This is a genomic window from Acidimicrobiia bacterium (assembly GCA_040881685.1).
GTDB lineage: Bacteria > Actinomycetota > Acidimicrobiia > IMCC26256 > PALSA-555 > SHVJ01.
The window spans coordinates 1-15,504 of sequence record JBBECS010000041.1; the positions used below are offsets into that span (position 1 = coordinate 1).

The 15,504-nt window shown below is 67.1% G+C and carries 14 protein-coding genes and 1 tRNA gene; 13 read left to right on the forward strand and 2 right to left on the reverse strand.

Features of this window, described 5'->3' with window-relative positions; all coding sequences use genetic code 11:
• Positions 1 to 67 precede the first annotated feature (67 nt).
• Complete coding sequence (gene rpmG / locus WEE69_10740) at positions 68 to 232, forward strand: 50S ribosomal protein L33 (protein ID MEX1145770.1); 165 nt, start codon at positions 68 to 70, stop codon at positions 230 to 232.
• A gap of 69 nt (positions 233 to 301) precedes the next feature.
• Here the strand turns inward: rpmG and WEE69_10745 are convergent, their stop codons facing one another.
• Together WEE69_10745 and WEE69_10750 are read right to left on the reverse strand one after the other, a co-directional pair.
• On the reverse strand, positions 302 to 1,195 hold the full coding sequence (locus WEE69_10745; GenBank protein MEX1145771.1) for a 3-keto-5-aminohexanoate cleavage protein: 894 nt from the start codon (positions 1,193 to 1,195) through the stop codon (positions 302 to 304).
• A 16-nt stretch (positions 1,196 to 1,211) separates the two neighbouring features.
• Complete coding sequence (locus tag WEE69_10750; GenBank protein ID MEX1145772.1) at positions 1,212 to 2,573, reverse strand: LLM class flavin-dependent oxidoreductase; 1,362 nt, start codon at positions 2,571 to 2,573, stop codon at positions 1,212 to 1,214.
• Positions 2,574 to 2,672: 99 nt separating this feature from the next.
• Here WEE69_10750 and WEE69_10755 point away from each other — a divergent pair, with 99 nt between their 5' ends.
• The 12 genes from WEE69_10755 to rpoC all read left to right on the forward strand — a co-directional run.
• Positions 2,673 to 3,263 carry a sigma-70 family RNA polymerase sigma factor gene (locus WEE69_10755; protein ID MEX1145773.1) on the forward strand — a complete coding sequence of 197 codons (591 nt, stop codon included), beginning with the start codon at positions 2,673 to 2,675 and terminating at the stop codon, positions 3,261 to 3,263.
• Positions 3,253 to 3,627, forward strand: a complete 375-nt coding sequence (locus WEE69_10760) for a hypothetical protein (GenBank protein MEX1145774.1) — start codon at positions 3,253 to 3,255, stop codon at positions 3,625 to 3,627. Before WEE69_10755 ends, WEE69_10760 begins: the two co-directional genes overlap by 11 nt.
• 75 nt (positions 3,628 to 3,702) lie before the next feature.
• Positions 3,703 to 3,775, forward strand: a tRNA-Trp gene (locus tag WEE69_10765).
• Between the two features lie 31 nt (positions 3,776 to 3,806).
• Positions 3,807 to 4,094 (forward strand): preprotein translocase subunit SecE, encoded by a 288-nt coding sequence (gene secE, locus WEE69_10770; protein ID MEX1145775.1) that lies wholly within the window; start codon positions 3,807 to 3,809, stop codon positions 4,092 to 4,094.
• Between the two features lie 2 nt (positions 4,095 to 4,096).
• On the forward strand, positions 4,097 to 5,032 hold the full coding sequence (gene nusG / locus WEE69_10775; protein MEX1145776.1) for a transcription termination/antitermination protein NusG: 936 nt from the start codon (positions 4,097 to 4,099) through the stop codon (positions 5,030 to 5,032).
• Between the two features lie 23 nt (positions 5,033 to 5,055).
• Positions 5,056 to 5,526 carry a 50S ribosomal protein L11 gene (gene rplK / locus WEE69_10780; protein ID MEX1145777.1) on the forward strand — a complete coding sequence of 157 codons (471 nt, stop codon included), beginning with the start codon at positions 5,056 to 5,058 and terminating at the stop codon, positions 5,524 to 5,526.
• A 7-nt stretch (positions 5,527 to 5,533) separates the two neighbouring features.
• Positions 5,534 to 6,259, forward strand: a complete 726-nt coding sequence (gene rplA, locus WEE69_10785) for a 50S ribosomal protein L1 (protein ID MEX1145778.1) — start codon at positions 5,534 to 5,536, stop codon at positions 6,257 to 6,259.
• Between the two features lie 216 nt (positions 6,260 to 6,475).
• The gene (rplJ, locus tag WEE69_10790) at positions 6,476 to 7,156 is read left to right on the forward strand and encodes a 50S ribosomal protein L10 (protein ID MEX1145779.1); all 681 of its coding nucleotides are present in this window, start codon (positions 6,476 to 6,478) and stop codon (positions 7,154 to 7,156) included.
• A 1-nt stretch (position 7,157) separates the two neighbouring features.
• Entirely contained in the window at positions 7,158 to 7,550 is a 393-nt protein-coding gene (rplL, locus tag WEE69_10795; protein ID MEX1145780.1) for a 50S ribosomal protein L7/L12, read from the forward strand.
• A 31-nt stretch (positions 7,551 to 7,581) separates the two neighbouring features.
• Complete coding sequence (locus WEE69_10800; protein ID MEX1145781.1) at positions 7,582 to 9,012, forward strand: hypothetical protein; 1,431 nt, start codon at positions 7,582 to 7,584, stop codon at positions 9,010 to 9,012.
• A gap of 213 nt (positions 9,013 to 9,225) precedes the next feature.
• On the forward strand, positions 9,226 to 12,723 hold the full coding sequence (gene rpoB / locus WEE69_10805; GenBank protein MEX1145782.1) for a DNA-directed RNA polymerase subunit beta: 3,498 nt from the start codon (positions 9,226 to 9,228) through the stop codon (positions 12,721 to 12,723).
• A gap of 93 nt (positions 12,724 to 12,816) precedes the next feature.
• Positions 12,817 to 15,504 (forward strand): DNA-directed RNA polymerase subunit beta' (gene rpoC, locus WEE69_10810; GenBank protein ID MEX1145783.1); only part of this gene is annotated, 2,688 nt, incomplete at its 3' end.

The window sequence follows — 15,504 nt, forward strand, 5'->3', positions numbered from 1 at the left end:
CCGTGAGGGTGGCCGCACCGTCGGCGCCGGCCGCGTCACCAAGATCAACAAGTAGGGGAACGAAGACATGGCTCGCAGCGACAAGCGCGTGAAGGTCACCCTCGCCTGCGAGGAGTGCAAGCGGCGCAACTACATCACGATGAAGAACAAGACCAACGATCGTGACCGCATCGAGATGAAGAAGTACTGCCGCTGGGACAAGCGGCACACGCTCCACAAGGAGACGCGCTAGTCCACCGACCCCCTTTGGTGCGTCCCTCACCCGGCTCTTCCGGGCTCAAAGACGCACCCAACGGGGGACTCAGCCGAGGGCGAACCGTTCTCTCACGTCGGCCGTGGTCGCGACGGCCCGACCGGCGTCGGCACACCAACCCACGGCGCGTTCCACGAGCTCGGCGTTCGTCGCGTTGGGATACGCGGCGGGATTGTCGCCGATCCCCACCCGGATCCCTCCGCCGCGTGCGAGCGCGTGCCGTGACAAGCGCTCGATGAGCGCCGCGTCGGCCAGCGAGTACGGCACGACGACCCACTCGACGTCGAGGTCGGTGGGGATCTGGCGCAGGTGGAAGTCGATCGCCTCCTCGCTCGGGAACGGGCCGACCGCCCACGCGCCCGACAAGAAGATCTTCAGGAACACAGGCGCTGCGAGTCGCCCGGACTCGTGCAGCAGCACCATCGTGCGCGTGAAGCCGAGGTCGAACGCGCCGAGACTCGGCACCATGCCGAGCTTTCCGGCTCGCTCGAGCGCATCGACGGTGAAGGCGATCGGGTTGGCCACCACGCCGCGCTCCCACGAGGCTTCGACTCCCACGAGATCGTGCGATCGCTCGTCCCAGATGACGACGCTCACCGAGCCGATGTCGACCGGCGCGATCTCCAGCCCGTTGCGCTCTTGCAGCGTCCACACGTGGTCGAGGCGTTGCTCGACTGGGATGTCGACGGGGTAGCTCGGGTAGGCGAGCCCGCCCGCGGCGCGCATCAAGTCGAGCGCTTCGCCCGAGAGCTGCGCATTCCCGAGTCGCTGCTCACCCGTCACACCGTCGCGCGCGTGCCAATGCACCACCGCGGCGCCGGCCTCGAAGCACCGAGTGGCGTCGTCTGCGCACTCGGTTGGCGAGTACGCGACGTTCGGGTTCTGCGCGCGCATCGTCGCCTCGTTGAGCCCCACCTCGATGAGCGCCGCGTCGCGTTGCACAGCCCTCGAATCGTCCCTAGTCCGCCAGGCGCTTGCTGACGTCCTCGCCGCTCGCGATCTTCTCCGCGTATTCGTCGAGCCAGCGGTGGAACTTCATGGAGTCGCCGCGGTCAGCGTCGGCTCGCGGGAGCGCGGCTATTTCGTAGTCGGGGTCGAGCGGCGGGTGGTCCTCGGCGGGCTTGCGGGCCATCGCCGTCTCGATCACCGGCTCGAGCCGAGCCGCCTTCTGCCGCTCGCGCTGCTCCTCACGCTCCTGGAACTCTGGCATCACTTCGCGCGCGAACAGCTCGAGGCTCTCGCAGACGTGCTCGTGGCGGTTGCGGCCCGCGGCGCTTGAGAGGATGACCTGATCGACGCCGTACTCCTCATACCGGCGGAGATACCCGCGCACCTGCTCGGGCGTCCCCATCGCGCCGCGCAAACCGGTGGTGCCGTCCTCCATTGCCTTGGCTTGGAGACCCACGTCCTTGGCCACGGCTGCCGCGACCGCGTCGGGGTCGTAGCCGTGCTCCGCGCGCTGCTCGCGGTACTCCGACCAGAGGTCGGTCTGCCCGGGGCGGTGCCGCCCGAACACGTAGTAGTGCCCGAGCGAGTAACCGAGGAAGTTCGAGCCCTCTGCGCCGCGTGCAACGGCTTCGGCCGCGTCGTTGTGGCACATGAAGCTCGTCACGCACGCGATGTTGGCGTTCACGGCGTCACCGACCGGAACGCATTCGGTCGCGAGCGTCGAGTAGTAGTCATCGACCCAATGCATCGCCTCCTCAGGGTCGAAGAACGCGAAGCTCAACGCCCCGATCCCATATTGAGCCGCGAGGTGGATCGTCTCCCGGCGCGTGCACGCCACCCACACCGGCGGATGCGGCTTCTGCTTTGGCTTGGGTACGACGTTGCGCGGGGGCATCGTCACGAAGCGACCTCGGTGGCCGGTGAACGGCGCCTCGGTCATGCACCGCAACGCGACCCGCAGGCCTTCGTCCCACGCGGCGCGCTTGTCGTCCGGGTCGATGCCGAAGCCGCCGAGCTCGGCGCCCGACGACGACTCTCCGGTGCCGAACTCGACGCGCCCGCCCGACAATCGATCGAGGGTGGACACCCGCTCGGCCACGCGGGCCGGATGGTTGAACTGCGGAGGCATCTGCACGATCCCGTGACCGAGCCGAAGCCGCTTCGTGCGCTGCGACACCGCGCCCAGGAATACCTCGGGCGCACTGGAATGGCTGTACTCCTCGAGGAAGTGGTGCTCGACGAGCCAGAGGCAGTCGATCCCGAGCCGATCGGCCAGCTCGGCCTGCTCCAACGCCTCCTGGAACACCTGGCCCTCGTCGCGGTCCGACCACGGCCGCGGCACCTGGTGCTCGTAGAACAGCCCGAACTTCACGTGCGGGAGTCTGGCACCCGCTCCAACCGCAGGGCAGCCGTGCTCGCACCATTGTTTCGCCCTACCCACAGGTAACGCCGTAGGGTCGTCAGGAGTCCTATGCAGACCAACGAATCCGGCGAGCGCGACGACCTCCAGGGGCTCGTGGAAGCCGCCCGGGAAGGATCCCGGCCGGCGTTCGACGAGCTGGTGCGACGGACCTACGTCGACACCTACACCCTGGCCATGCGCCTCACCGGCAATGAGGAGGATGCACGGGACGTGGTGCAGGATGCGTACCTCAGGGCCTGGAAAGGCTTGATGCGCTTCCGCGGTGACGCGCAGTTCACGACGTGGATGTACCGCATCACTGCCAACGCCTCGTACACGCACGTGCAGAAGCGCAAGCGCCACCGCACCGCCAACCTCGAAGACATCGAGGAGCCGGTCGATGTTCGGCTCGAGGCCCGACCCGAGGCGATGGCGGAGTCGGTCGCCGGCCTGGCCGAGCTCACCGAGGCCGTCGATCGCCTCCCCCAGACGCTTCGGCAGATCGTGATCCTCAAGGACGTGTACGGCCTGCCCCACGAGGCCATCGCCGAGGAGCTCGGGATCTCCGTCGCTGCCGCGAAAGTCCGGCTCCATCGAGGCCGAAAGAAGCTTCGGGACCTGCTGGACGACGTCGACGAGAGGTCAGCGCATGCGGTGTGAGGAAGTCGCCCTGCTGATCCCGTCGACCCTCGACGACGATGCGCCCGTCGCGCTCCCGGTGCAGAGCCACGTCGAGTCCTGCCTGCGCTGCCAGGCCGAGCTCGCCCGCTACCGCCGGATGCTGCGCGGGCTCCAGCTGCTGCGCACCCAGTTCCTCGAGCCCGCCCCTGGGCTTCTCGGTCTCACGCTCGCCGCGATCGGCGACGCGTCCGAGCAGCACGCGATCCGCTCGCTGCTCAACAAGCGGCGGGTCGCGTACGCCGGCGCCATCGGTGGTGCCGTCGCCGCGGCCGGTGCCGCGGCGGCGATCATCGCGGTGCAGCGGTCTCGCCGCCGCGCCGCCACCGCCCTCGCCACTACCTGACGGGCCGCGCCTTGGGGCGCCGGGGTGGGTGTCATGTAACCTGGGCGGCTGGCCCCCGCACGCCGGTGGCACCGGAGGGCAGTAGCTCAATTGGTAGAGCACCGGTCTCCAAAACCGGCGGTTGGGGGTTCGAGTCCCTCCTGCCCTGCTCAACGAACCAGCGACCGAGGCGAAGACGCGTGAACCGACAGACGAAGCGGCTGATGCAGCGCCAGGGCGGCGATCGCCCCGCCGCGCCTGATCGCCGTCAGCGTCCGGCGGCGCGAGACGAAGCCCGCAAGGAGCGCGTTGGCCCGCGCCAGTACCTGCGTGAGGTGCGCGGCGAGCTCAAGAAGGTCGCCTGGCCCAGCCGCAAGGAAGTCGTGAACTCCACGATCGTCGTATTGATCGCGGTCGTGTTCATGACCACCCTCATCTTCGGCTTCGACTACGGCTCGTCGCAGCTCGTCCTCTTCCTCTTCGACTGATCATGACGACCAACTTCACCGACCACACGACCACCGAGCCGTCCGACGACGCCGAGCCCGAGGCGCCGACCGAAGAGGTCGAGCCGCAGGCGCCGGAGGCTGCCGACGAGGCCGGACTCGAGGATCGGGTCGGCGCGTTGCTCGAGAACGCGCGCGGCGATCACCTCATCGAAGAAGCCGATCAGGCCCAGGCCGAAGCCGCCGCACAGGCCGCCGCGCGCGCCGCCGAGGCCGCCGCGGATGCCGTCGTCGCGGACGCAGCCGTCGCAGAAGCACCAGCGGCGACCCTCGACGCGTCGGCCGAGCTCGTCGACGTGGTCGAGATCGACGACGGCGAGGGCGACGAGAGCGACGTCCCCGCTGCTCCAGCCGAGCCCAGCCCATACGACCGACCCGGTGGTTGGTACGTCGTGCACACCTACGCGGGCTACGAGAACAAGGTGAAGTCGAACCTCGCCAACCGCATCCGCTCGATGCACGTCGAGGAGCGCATCTTCGAGGTCATCATCCCCATGGAGGATGTGATCGAGTTCAAGGGCGGCCAACGGCGCGTCGTGCAGAAGAAGGTCTTCCCGGGATACCTGCTCGTCCGCATGGATCTCGACGACGACTCCTGGTATGTGGTGCGCAACACGCCCGGCGTCACCGGTTTTGTCGGTCCGAGCGGCTCGAAGCCAACACCGCTGTCCCGCAAGGAAGTCGAGGACATCCTCGGTGTCGAGAAGCTCGACGGCACCCCGGCGGTCGAGAAGAAGGTGAGGCCGCGTGTGGAGTTCGAGGAGGGCGAGCAGGTGCGCGTCGTCACCGGCCCGTTCGCCGATTTCAACGGTGCGATCGCTGAGATCGACGTCGACCGGTCCAAGCTCAAGGTGCTCGTGAACATCTTCGGGCGCGAGACCCCGGTCGAGCTCGAGTTCGGCCAAGTCGCGAAGCTCTAGAAGAGGAAGAGGAACCGTTCGTCATGGCCAAGAAGAAGCTTGCGGCCACCGTGAAGATCCAGATCCCGGCCGGGCAGGCCACGCCGGCACCGCCGGTCGGGACCGCGCTCGGCCCGCACGGCATCAACATCATGGACTTCTGCAAGGCGTACAACGCCGCGACCGAGAACCAGCGCGGGCTCGTGATCCCGGCCGAGATCGCCATCTTCGAGGACCGGTCGTTCACGTTCATCACCAAGACGCCGCCCACCCCGTTCCTGCTGCGTCAGGCGGCCGGAGTGGAGAAGGGCGCGCAGAATGTGCGCACGGAGAAGGTGGGAATGGTCACGAACGATCAGGTTCGCAAGATCGCCGAGACCAAGATGCCCGACCTCAATGCCATCGACATCGAGGGTGCGATCGCGCAGGTCGAAGGCACTGCTCGGTCCATGGGCATCGACGTGAGTGAGAAGCGGCCGGCTCCGCCACCGGTCGACGATGAAGGCGAGGAATGACGAGCGCATGACGAAGCACGGCAAGGTCTACGACGACGCGGTCAAGCAGCTCGACCCCGAGCGGCTGTACCCCCCGGCCGAGGCCTTCGAGCTGGTGAAGGCGGGGGCGAAGAAGAAGTTCGACGAGACGGTCGACGTCGCGTTCCGGCTCGGAGTGGATCCTCGCAAGGCCGAGCAGATGATCCGCGGCACGGTGTCCCTTCCGCACGGAACCGGGAAGAGCGCACGGGTGGCGGTGTTCGCGGCTGGCGACGCCGCACGCGAAGCCGAGGCTGCGGGCGCCGACGTCGTGGGCGTCGACGACCTCATCAAGCGCATCGAAGAGGGCTTCCTGGACTTCGACGTGGCCATCGCCACGCCCGACCTGATGGCCCAGGTAGGCAAGCTCGGGCGCACCCTCGGACCCCGTGGCCTCATGCCGAACCCCAAGACGGGCACGGTCACCAACGAGATCGGCAAGACCGTCGGCGAGTTCAAAGCGGGCAAGGTCGAGTACCGCACCGATCGCAACGGCAACGTCCACGTGCCGGTCGGCAAGGCGAGCTTCGACGCGCAGGCGCTGCTCGAGAACTATCACGCAGTGCTGGACGAGATCCTGCGGGCCAAGCCCGCGGCGTCGAAGGGCAAGTATGTGAAGTCTGCGGTTGCGTCCACCACCATGGGTCCCGGCGTGCAGATCGATCCCGCCTTCGCCAAGCTCGAAGACAGCGTCAAGGGCGTCGCCGCCGCATAAGCGGCTCAGTCAGCGACGCCAAAACCTTTGTTCGTTGGCCCAGCGGGCGGGTGAGCCACTACGCTGCGCCACTTCACAACTGATCGTTGCCACAGACCTTCGGTCTGCTCGAGTGATCGGGCAGGTAATGGGCTCCGGCCCGCCGGACGAGGCGACTCCCGCAATCGGGTGTCCTCGCGTGTCTGAGGCACCCGCTTTTTCGTTTCGGGAGCATGCATGGCAAGACCTGAGAAGACCGCCGTCGTCGACGAGATCCGGGCGAAGCTGACCGACTCCGACGCGGCCGTGCTCACCGAGTACCGCGGCCTCACCGTCACGCAGCTCGCCGAGCTCCGCGGCGCGCTGCGACCGGCTGGCACCGAGTACAAGGTCTTCAAGAACTCGCTCGCTCGGCGTGCCGTCGAGACAGCCGGGCTCGACGAGCTCGTCCCGATGCTCGAAGGACCGGTGGCGATCGCGTTCGTGCACGGCGATGCCGTCGTCGCCGCGAAGGCGCTGCGTGACTTCGGCCGCATCAATCCCGAGCTGATCCTCAAGGGCGGTCTGCTCGGGCCGAGAGTGCTGACGGCCACGGAGGTCGAGTCGCTCGCCGACATCCAGCCGCGTGACGTGCTGCTCGCCCGTCTCGCGGGCGGGTTCCAGGCGCCGCTCACCAAGGCCGCCGGTCTGTTCCAAGCGTTCACGCGCAACTTCGCGTACGGCGTGTTGGCGTACGTCGACCAGCGTGTTGCCGGCGGCGAGACCGCAGCTGAGCCGGAAGCCGTCGAGACGACTGAACCGACCCAAGACCTCGCCGCCCCGTCGGAGGCGGAAGAGACCGATGCCGAGCAAGCGACCGCGGACCAGGGAGATGGTTCCCCGGCCGCAGCGAGCGAGGCCAGAGATGAGGAGGAGTGACATGGCAACGATGAGCACGACCGATCTGCTCGATGTCTTCAAGAACATGACCGTTCTCGAGCTGAACGAGTTCCTGAAGGCCTTCGAGGAGGAGTTCGGCGTGACCGCCGCCGCACCGGTTGCAGTCGCGGCCGGCCCGGTCGCCGCAGCAGGTGACGGCGCAGCCGCGGGTGCCGAGGAGCAGGACGAGTTCGACGTGATCCTCACGGCCGCCGGCGACACGAAGATCCAGGTCATCAAGGAGGTTCGTTCGCTCACGAGCCTCGGACTGAAAGAGGCCAAGGATCTCGTCGACAGCGCACCGAAGCCCGTCCTCGAGAAGGCCTCGAAGGAAGACGCAGACAAGGCCAAGGCGCAGCTCGAAGCGGCTGGCGCAACCGTCGAGGTCAAGTAGCGCTTCGTCGAGTCAACTGGCAGGGGCACAGATGAATCGGCGGGGCCGGGTCGTTGTCGTGGCCCTCGTCGTCGCGCTCGGTTCCCTCTGGGCGCCGACGGCCTACGCCAAGGGCCAGCCGAAGGCGCCCAAGGAGTGGGACGAGCGAGTGCTCCCGTTCGTCGACTTCGTCGAGGAGCAGCGCGGCCTCGACTTCGACCACCCGGTCAAGGTTCGCTTCCTCTCCGACAAGGAGCTCGAGAAGGAGCTGCGGTCGGACCAGAAGCTCACCAAGAACGAACGCGAGCTCGACAAGCAGCTGGCGGGCGAGCTGTTGGCGCTCGGACTCGTCGGCGAACAGATCGATCTCTCACAAGCGAGCGAGGACCTCGCCGCCGAGAGCGTGGTTGGCTATTACGACCCGGAGACGGAAGAGCTCGTCGTTCGCAGCAAGGGCGCCAAGTCGATCGACGCCCGCGTCACGATCGTGCACGAGCTGGTCCACACCGTCCAGGACCAGCACTTCGACATCGACAAGCTGTACGACAAGGCCAAGGACGGAAGCCAAGCCTACGCACTCGACTTCCTCCTCGAGGGCGACGCGACCACCGTCGAAAACGCCTACCTCGACACGCTCTCGCCGGCCGACCAAGACGAGTACTACGGCTTCGTCGAGGACGTGGTTGGCGAGGAGCTGCCCGAGGGCGTGCCGTACGCGCTCGATGTGTACTCGTCGGCTCCGTACATCCTCGGAGAGGCCTTCGTGTACGCGCTCGATCCCGAAGGTGGGACGAGCGGGCGCGACCGCGCCTTCAAGAACCCACCGAAGACCGAAGAGGTGCTCATCGACCCCGTCGCGCTGAAGCAGCGGCAGCCGGCGAAGAAGGTGCCGAAGCCCAAGCTCACCAAGGGCGAGAAGCGGGCCTACGCCCCGGAGCAGTTCGGCGTGATCACGCTCTACCTCATGCTCTCGACCCGTCTCGACGCGCGCACCGCGCTCGAGGCCGTGACCGGATGGGGCGGCGACCGGTACGTCGGGTTCCAGAAGGCTGGAGACGCCTGCGTTCGCGTGAACATCACGGGTGACACCGATCTCGACACCGACCAGCTCGAGGATGCCCTCACGGCCTGGATGGCGGAGATGCCCGACGGCGCGGTCCAGGTGTCCCGTGATGGCGAGATCGTCGCGTTCACCGCTTGCGAGTCCGAGGGTGTCACCGAGCCGACCATCGAGAGCTTCGAGAGCGCGTTCTACAACGTGCTCGGCGGCCGGGTCTTCACCGTGCTGGACGTGGCGTCGGCCGGCGTCCCGCTCGGGACCGCATTGTGCGTCGGCGACTTCGTGAGCACCGACCCCGAGGTCATTGCTCTGTTCGACGAGGTCTTCGCCGAGGGCCGCGAGCCCACCGAAGCGGAGTACGTGATCCTCGACGACTCCTATGTCGAGGCTTTCCCCGCCTGCGGGGCCAATTTCCCGGCCTAGATGGCCTCTGCGGGAGAACCTTGACCTGACGAAGGGGCCGTCCTAGGGTTCCCGACCTAGAGAAGGGCCCCCGAAGGGGGTCCTTCACCGACGCGTGTTGCAGAGCCGGACGGGTCTCAGTAAACTCGTCCTAGCCGTGTCTGCCCGTTCGTGTCACCGCTGAATATCTCCACCCTGATCCGCGCGCGCGCCATCTCGCTGTAAGGAGTCGCCTTGCCTCGTCTCGCGTCCCGCGAACGACTGTCCTTCTCCCGGTTGCCGGAGGTCCTCGAGCTCCCCGACCTCATCGCGGTCCAGCGTGAGTCCTTCAGCCACTTCGTCGAGGAGGGCATCGCCGAGGTCCTCGCCGACATCTCCCCGATCGAAGACTTCACCGCCACGCTGAAGCTCGAGCTGGCCGACCATGTCTTCGACCCGCCGAAGCACTCCGAGGACGAGTGCCGCGAGCGAGACATGACCTACGCCCGGCCGCTCTTCGTGACGGCCCGGTTCATGAACGCCCAGACCGGTGAGATCAAGGAACAGACGGTCTTCATGGGCGACTTCCCGATGATGACCGACCGCGGCACGTTCATCATCAACGGCACCGAGCGCATCGTGGTCTCGCAGCTCGTCCGCTCGCCTGGCGTCTACTTCAACATCAGCTCCGACAAGACCCAGCCCGAGAAGGACATCGTCGACGCCAAGGTGATCCCGGGCCGTGGCGCGTGGCTCGAGTTCGAAGTCGACAAGAAGGACATCGTCTACGTCCGCATCGACCGCAAGCGCAAGCAGCCGGTCACGATCCTGCTCAAAGCGCTCGGCTTCGGCGAGACGCCCGAAGAGCTGGCCACGCTCATCCTCGACCCGAACGGCGCGCCGTACCAGTCGATCCTGAACACGCTGGCGAAGGACAACACCGAAGACGCCGAAGCGGCGTTCATCGACATCTACCGCAAGCTGCGCCCGGGCGAGCCCCCCACGCCCGACTCGGCGCGCCAGCTGCTCGAGAACCTCTTCTTCAACCCCAAGCGCTACGACATGGCCAAGGTCGGCCGGCACAAGGTGTCGAAGAAGCTCATCGACGAGTACAAGAAGCTCCCCCTCTCCAAGTACGACCTCAAGACGCCCAACGCCGACCCCGAGAAGGGCAAGGTCGACTACCAACTGTCGCGCGCCGACATCCTGGCGACGGTGTCGTACCTCGTGAAGCTGCATTCGAACGACCAGCCCGACGACTACTTCCGCGACGACATCGACCACTTCGGCAACCGGCGCGTGCGGTCGGTGGGCGAGCTCATCCAGAACCAGGTGCGGGTGGGGCTCTCGCGTATGGAGCGGGTCGTGCGCGAGCGCATGACCACCCAGGACGTCGAGGCGATCACGCCGCAGACGCTGATCAACATCCGCCCGGTCGTGGCGGCCATCAAGGAGTTCTTCGGCTCCAGCCAGCTCAGCCAGTTCATGGACCAGACGAACCCGCTGGCCGGCCTCACCCACAAGCGCCGCCTCTCGGCCCTCGGGCCCGGTGGCCTCTCGCGTGAGCGCGCCGGCTTCGAGGTCCGAGACGTGCACCCCAGCCACTACGGCCGGATGTGCCCGATCGAGACGCCGGAAGGCCCGAACATCGGCCTCATCGGTTACCTCTCTACGTACGCCCGCATCAACCGGTTCGGCTTCATCGAGACGCCGTACCGCAAGGTCGACAGCGGCCGCGCCACCCGCAAGATCGAGTACCTCGCAGCCGACGACGAGGACCGCTACGTCATCGCGCAGGCCAACGCCAGCGTCGACGACCAGGGCAAGTTCCAGGACGAGAAGGTCCTGGTGCGGGCTCGTCGCGGCGAGGTCGCGTACGTCGCCCCAACCGAGGTCGACTACATGGACGTGTCACCGAAGCAGATCGTGTCGGTGGCCACGGCGCTCATCCCGTTCCTCGAGCACGATGACGCCAACCGCGCGCTCATGGGCGCCAACATGCAGCGTCAGGCCGTGCCCGTCCTGCGGCCGACCGCGCCCTTCATCGGCACCGGGGTCGAGGCACGCGCGGCTCGCGACGCGGGAGACCTGATCCTCGCCGAGGGCGACGGGCGGGTCACCGACGTGTCGGGCGACGCGCTCGTCGTCGAGTACGACAGCGGCACGCGCAAGGGCAAGGTCAACTACCGGCTGTCGAAGTTCCGTCGCTCCAACCAGGGCACGTGCATCAACCAGAAGCCGCTCGTCGACACCGGCGACGTGGTGAAGGAAGGCGACATCCTCGCCGACGGCCCATCCACCCACGAGGGCGAGCTCGCGCTCGGCAAGAACCTGCTCGTGGCGTTCATGCCGTGGAAGGGTCACAACTTCGAGGACGCGATTGTGCTCTCCGAGCGCCTCGTGAAGGACGACGTGCTCACGTCCATCCACATCGAGGAGCACGAGATCGACGCCCGCGACACGAAGCTGGGCGCCGAGGAGATCACGCGCGACATCCCGAACCTGTCCGAGGACATCCTCAAGGACCTCGACGAGGACGGCATCATCCGCATCGGTGCCGAGGTCGGGCCCGGCGACATCCTCGTCGGCAAGGTCACACCGAAGGGTGAGACCGAGCTCACCCCGGAAGAGCGACTGCTGCGCGCGATCTTCGGTGAGAAGGCGCGCGAGGTCCGCGACACCTCGCTGAAGGTGCCCCACGGCGAGACCGGAAAGGTCATCGACGTCCGCAAGTTCTCGCGCGACGAGGGCCACGAGCTCCCGCCGGGCGTGAACCAGCTCGTGCGCGTCTACGTGGGCCAGAAGCGCAAGATCAGCGAGGGCGACAAGCTCGCCGGCCGCCACGGCAACAAGGGCGTGATCGCCAAGATCCTGCCCGTCGAGGACATGCCCTACATGGCCGACGGCACGCCCGTCGACATCATCCTCAACCCGCTGGGTGTGCCGAGCCGCATGAACGTCGGCCAGGTGCTCGAGGCGCACCTCGGCTATGTGGCCCGCCACGGCTGGGAGGGCAAGCGCGTCGCGCCGCGAACCGAGGCCAAGACGCGCACCGTCACCGAGCCGTCGGTGTGGGTGAGCAGCCCTGTGTTCGACGGCGCCCACTGGGACGAGACCGACCAGGGCGGGATCACCGGCACGATCCAGCAGCTCTTCGAGAAGCTGCATCCCGACGGCGACGATGGCTCGCGCCTCGTCAGCAACGACGGCAAGGCGGTGCTCTACGACGGCCGCACCGGCGCGTCGTACGACCGGCCGGTCACCGTCGGCTACATGTACATCCTGAAGCTCGCGCACCTCGTGGACGACAAGATCCACGCCCGCTCCACCGGCCCGTACTCGATGATCACGCAGCAGCCGCTGGGTGGGAAGGCGCAGTTCGGTGGCCAGCGCTTCGGCGAGATGGAGGTGTGGGCGCTCGAGGCCTACGGCGCGGCGTACGCACTCCAGGAGATCCTCACGATCAAGTCCGACGACGTGCTCGGTCGCGTCAAGGTCTATGAGGCGATCGTGAAGGGCGAGAACATCCCCGAGCCCGGCATCCCCGAGAGCTTCAAGGTGCTCATCAAGGAGATGCAGGCGCTCTGCCTGAACGTCCGCGTGATGAACGAGCTCGGCCAGGAGGTCGAAATCCGCGAGCTCGACGAGGACGCCTTCCGCACCACCGAAGCGCTCGGCATCGACTTGTCGAGGCCTGAGCGCGGCACCGATGAAGAGGACGCAGCCCGAGCACGCGAGCAGGCGAGGTATTAGGTGAGCGACCGCGGGGCGGGTACCCCGACAAGCAGCGAGCCGGGGCCCGAACGGCCCGGCCCGCAGGGCCGAGAGTGGGAGTGACGAGCACTCATGCATGACGTGAACGAGAGCGCACGGCTGTCCATCGCGCTGGCGACCGCGGAGCAGATCCGCATGTGGTCAAACGGCGAGGTGAAGAAGCCCGAGACGATCAACTACCGCACGCTCAAGCCTGAGAAGGACGGCTTGTTCTGCGAGAAGATCTTCGGTCCTACCAAGGACTGGGAGTGCTACTGCGGCAAGTACAAGCGCGTCCGGTTCAAGGGGATCATCTGCGAGCGCTGTGGCGTCGAGGTCACGCGCTCGAAGGTGCGCCGCGAGCGCATGGGGCACATCGAGCTGGCCGCGCCCGTCACGCACATCTGGTACTTCAAGGGTGTTCCGAGTCGCCTCGGCTACCTCCTCGACATCGCACCCAAGACCCTCGAGAAGGTCATCTACTTCGCCGCGCACCTCATCACTTGGGTGGACGACGAGCGCCGTCACAAGGATCAGGCCGAGCTCGAGGCCGACATCCGGGCCGAGGTCGCCGACCTCGAGAAGGAGCGCGACGCCCGCCTCGCGGCGCGCGACCAGGAGTTCGAGAAGGAGCTCGCCGAGCTCGAGAGCCAGTCGGCGAGTGGCAACGCCCGCAAGGCCGACCTCGAGCGGGCCGAGAAGGCGCGCGCCAAGGACGTCGACGAGATCAACGATCGGGCCGCGGCCGAGCTGGACCACCTGAAGACGGTCTGGACCACGTTCGAGAAGCTGGCTCCGAAGCAGATCGTCGACGACGAGCGCGTGTGGCGCGAGCTGCGCGACCGCTATGACGAGTACTTCACCGGCAACATGGGCGCAGAGGCGGTCAAGGACCTCATCTCGCGCCTCGAGATGCCCGACGAGGAGACCAACCTCAAGGAAGTCATCGCGACGGCCAAGGGCCAGCGCAAGGCCAAGGCCATCAAGCGCCTGAAGGTCACGTCAGCGTTCAACCGGCTCGACATGCACGGCCGCACGATCAACTCGCCGATGGGCATGGTGCTCGACGCGGTGCCGGTGATCCCGCCCGACCTGCGCCCGATGGTGCAGCTCGACGGTGGCCGCTTCGCCACGTCCGACCTCAACGACCTCTACCGCCGCGTCATCAACCGCAACAACCGGTTGAAGCGACTGCTCGACCTCGGCGCGCCCGAGATCATCATCAACAACGAGAAGCGCATGCTCCAGGAGGCCGTCGACGCGCTCTTCGACAACGGTCGCCGCGGGCGTCCGGTCACGGGCCCCGGCAACCGTGCGCTCAAGTCGCTCTCCGACATGCTCAAGGGCAAGCAGGGCCGGTTCCGTCAGAACCTGCTCGGCAAGCGCGTCGACTACTCGGGCCGTTCGGTCATCGTGGTTGGCCCGCAGCTCAAGCTCCAGCAGTGCGGTCTGCCCAAGCAGATGGCGCTCGAGCTCTTCAAGCCGTTCGTCATGAAGCGCCTGGTCGACCTCGAGTTCGCTCAGAACATCAAGTCGGCCAAGCGAATGGTCGAGCGCGCGCGTCCGCAGGTGTGGGACGTGCTCGAAGAGGTCATCAAGGAGCACCCGGTGTTCCTGAACCGCGCGCCAACCCTTCACCGTCTCGGCATCCAGGCGTTCGAGCCGGTGCTCGTCGAGGGCAAGGCGATCCAGATCCACCCGCTCGTGTGTGCGGCGTTCAACGCCGACTTCGACGGTGACCAGATGGCGGTGCACCTGCCGCTGTCGTCGGAGGCCCAGGCCGAGGCGCGCATCCTCATGCTGTCCGCGCACAACATCCTCTCGCCCGCGCACGGTCGCCCGATCGCGGTGCCGTCGCAGGACATGATCATCGGCTGCTACTACCTCACCGAGGTCGTCGAGGGCGCGCCGGGTGAAGGCCGCGTGTTCTCGTCACTCGACGAGGCTGTGCTCGCCTACGACCAGCGGCTCGAGCCGGGCAACGGTGAGGATGCGACCTACGGCATCGACCTGCACGCCAAGATCAAGGTGCGCATGTCGGGTCGGCGGTTCCCGACCGAGCAGTTCCCCGAGCGCGACGACAAGAATCCCGACCGGGTCGTCCTGCGCCGCGACACGCAGCGGAGTCGACCCAATCACGGCGAGAACGGCGAGGCGACGGTCCTCGTCGAGAGCACCGTCGGTCGGCTCCTCTTCAACGAGGCGTTCCCGCCCGACTTCCCGTACACCGGTGAGACCAAGGCCGGCCTCAAGAAGCGCGAGCTGACCGCGATCGTCGGCGAGCTCGTAGAGAGCTATTCGCGCGCCGAGGTTGCCGGGAGCCTGGACAACCTGAAGGACCTCGGCTTCGAGTACTCGACGCGCGCCGGCCTCACCATCTCCATGGCCGACGTCAAGACCCCACGGACCAAGGGTGCACTCCTCGAGCACTTCGAGGCCGAGGCCGAGAAGATCGAGCAGCAGTACGACCGCGGGATCATCACCGACGACGAGCGGCGCCAGAAGGAGATCGAGATCTGGACCGACGCCACCGACCAGGTTCGGGAGGCGATGGAGAAGGAGATGTCCTCCGAGCAGTTCAACCCCATCGACATGATGGTGGGCTCGGGTGCCCGCGGGAACATCGTCCAGGTGCGACAGATCGCCGGCATGCGCGGCCTCGTGGCCAACCCGCGTGGCGAGATCATCCCGCGCCCGGTGAAGTCCAGCTTCCGTGAGGGCCTGTCCGTGCTCGAGTACTTCATCTCGACGCACGGTGCCCGCAAGGGCCTGGCCGACACC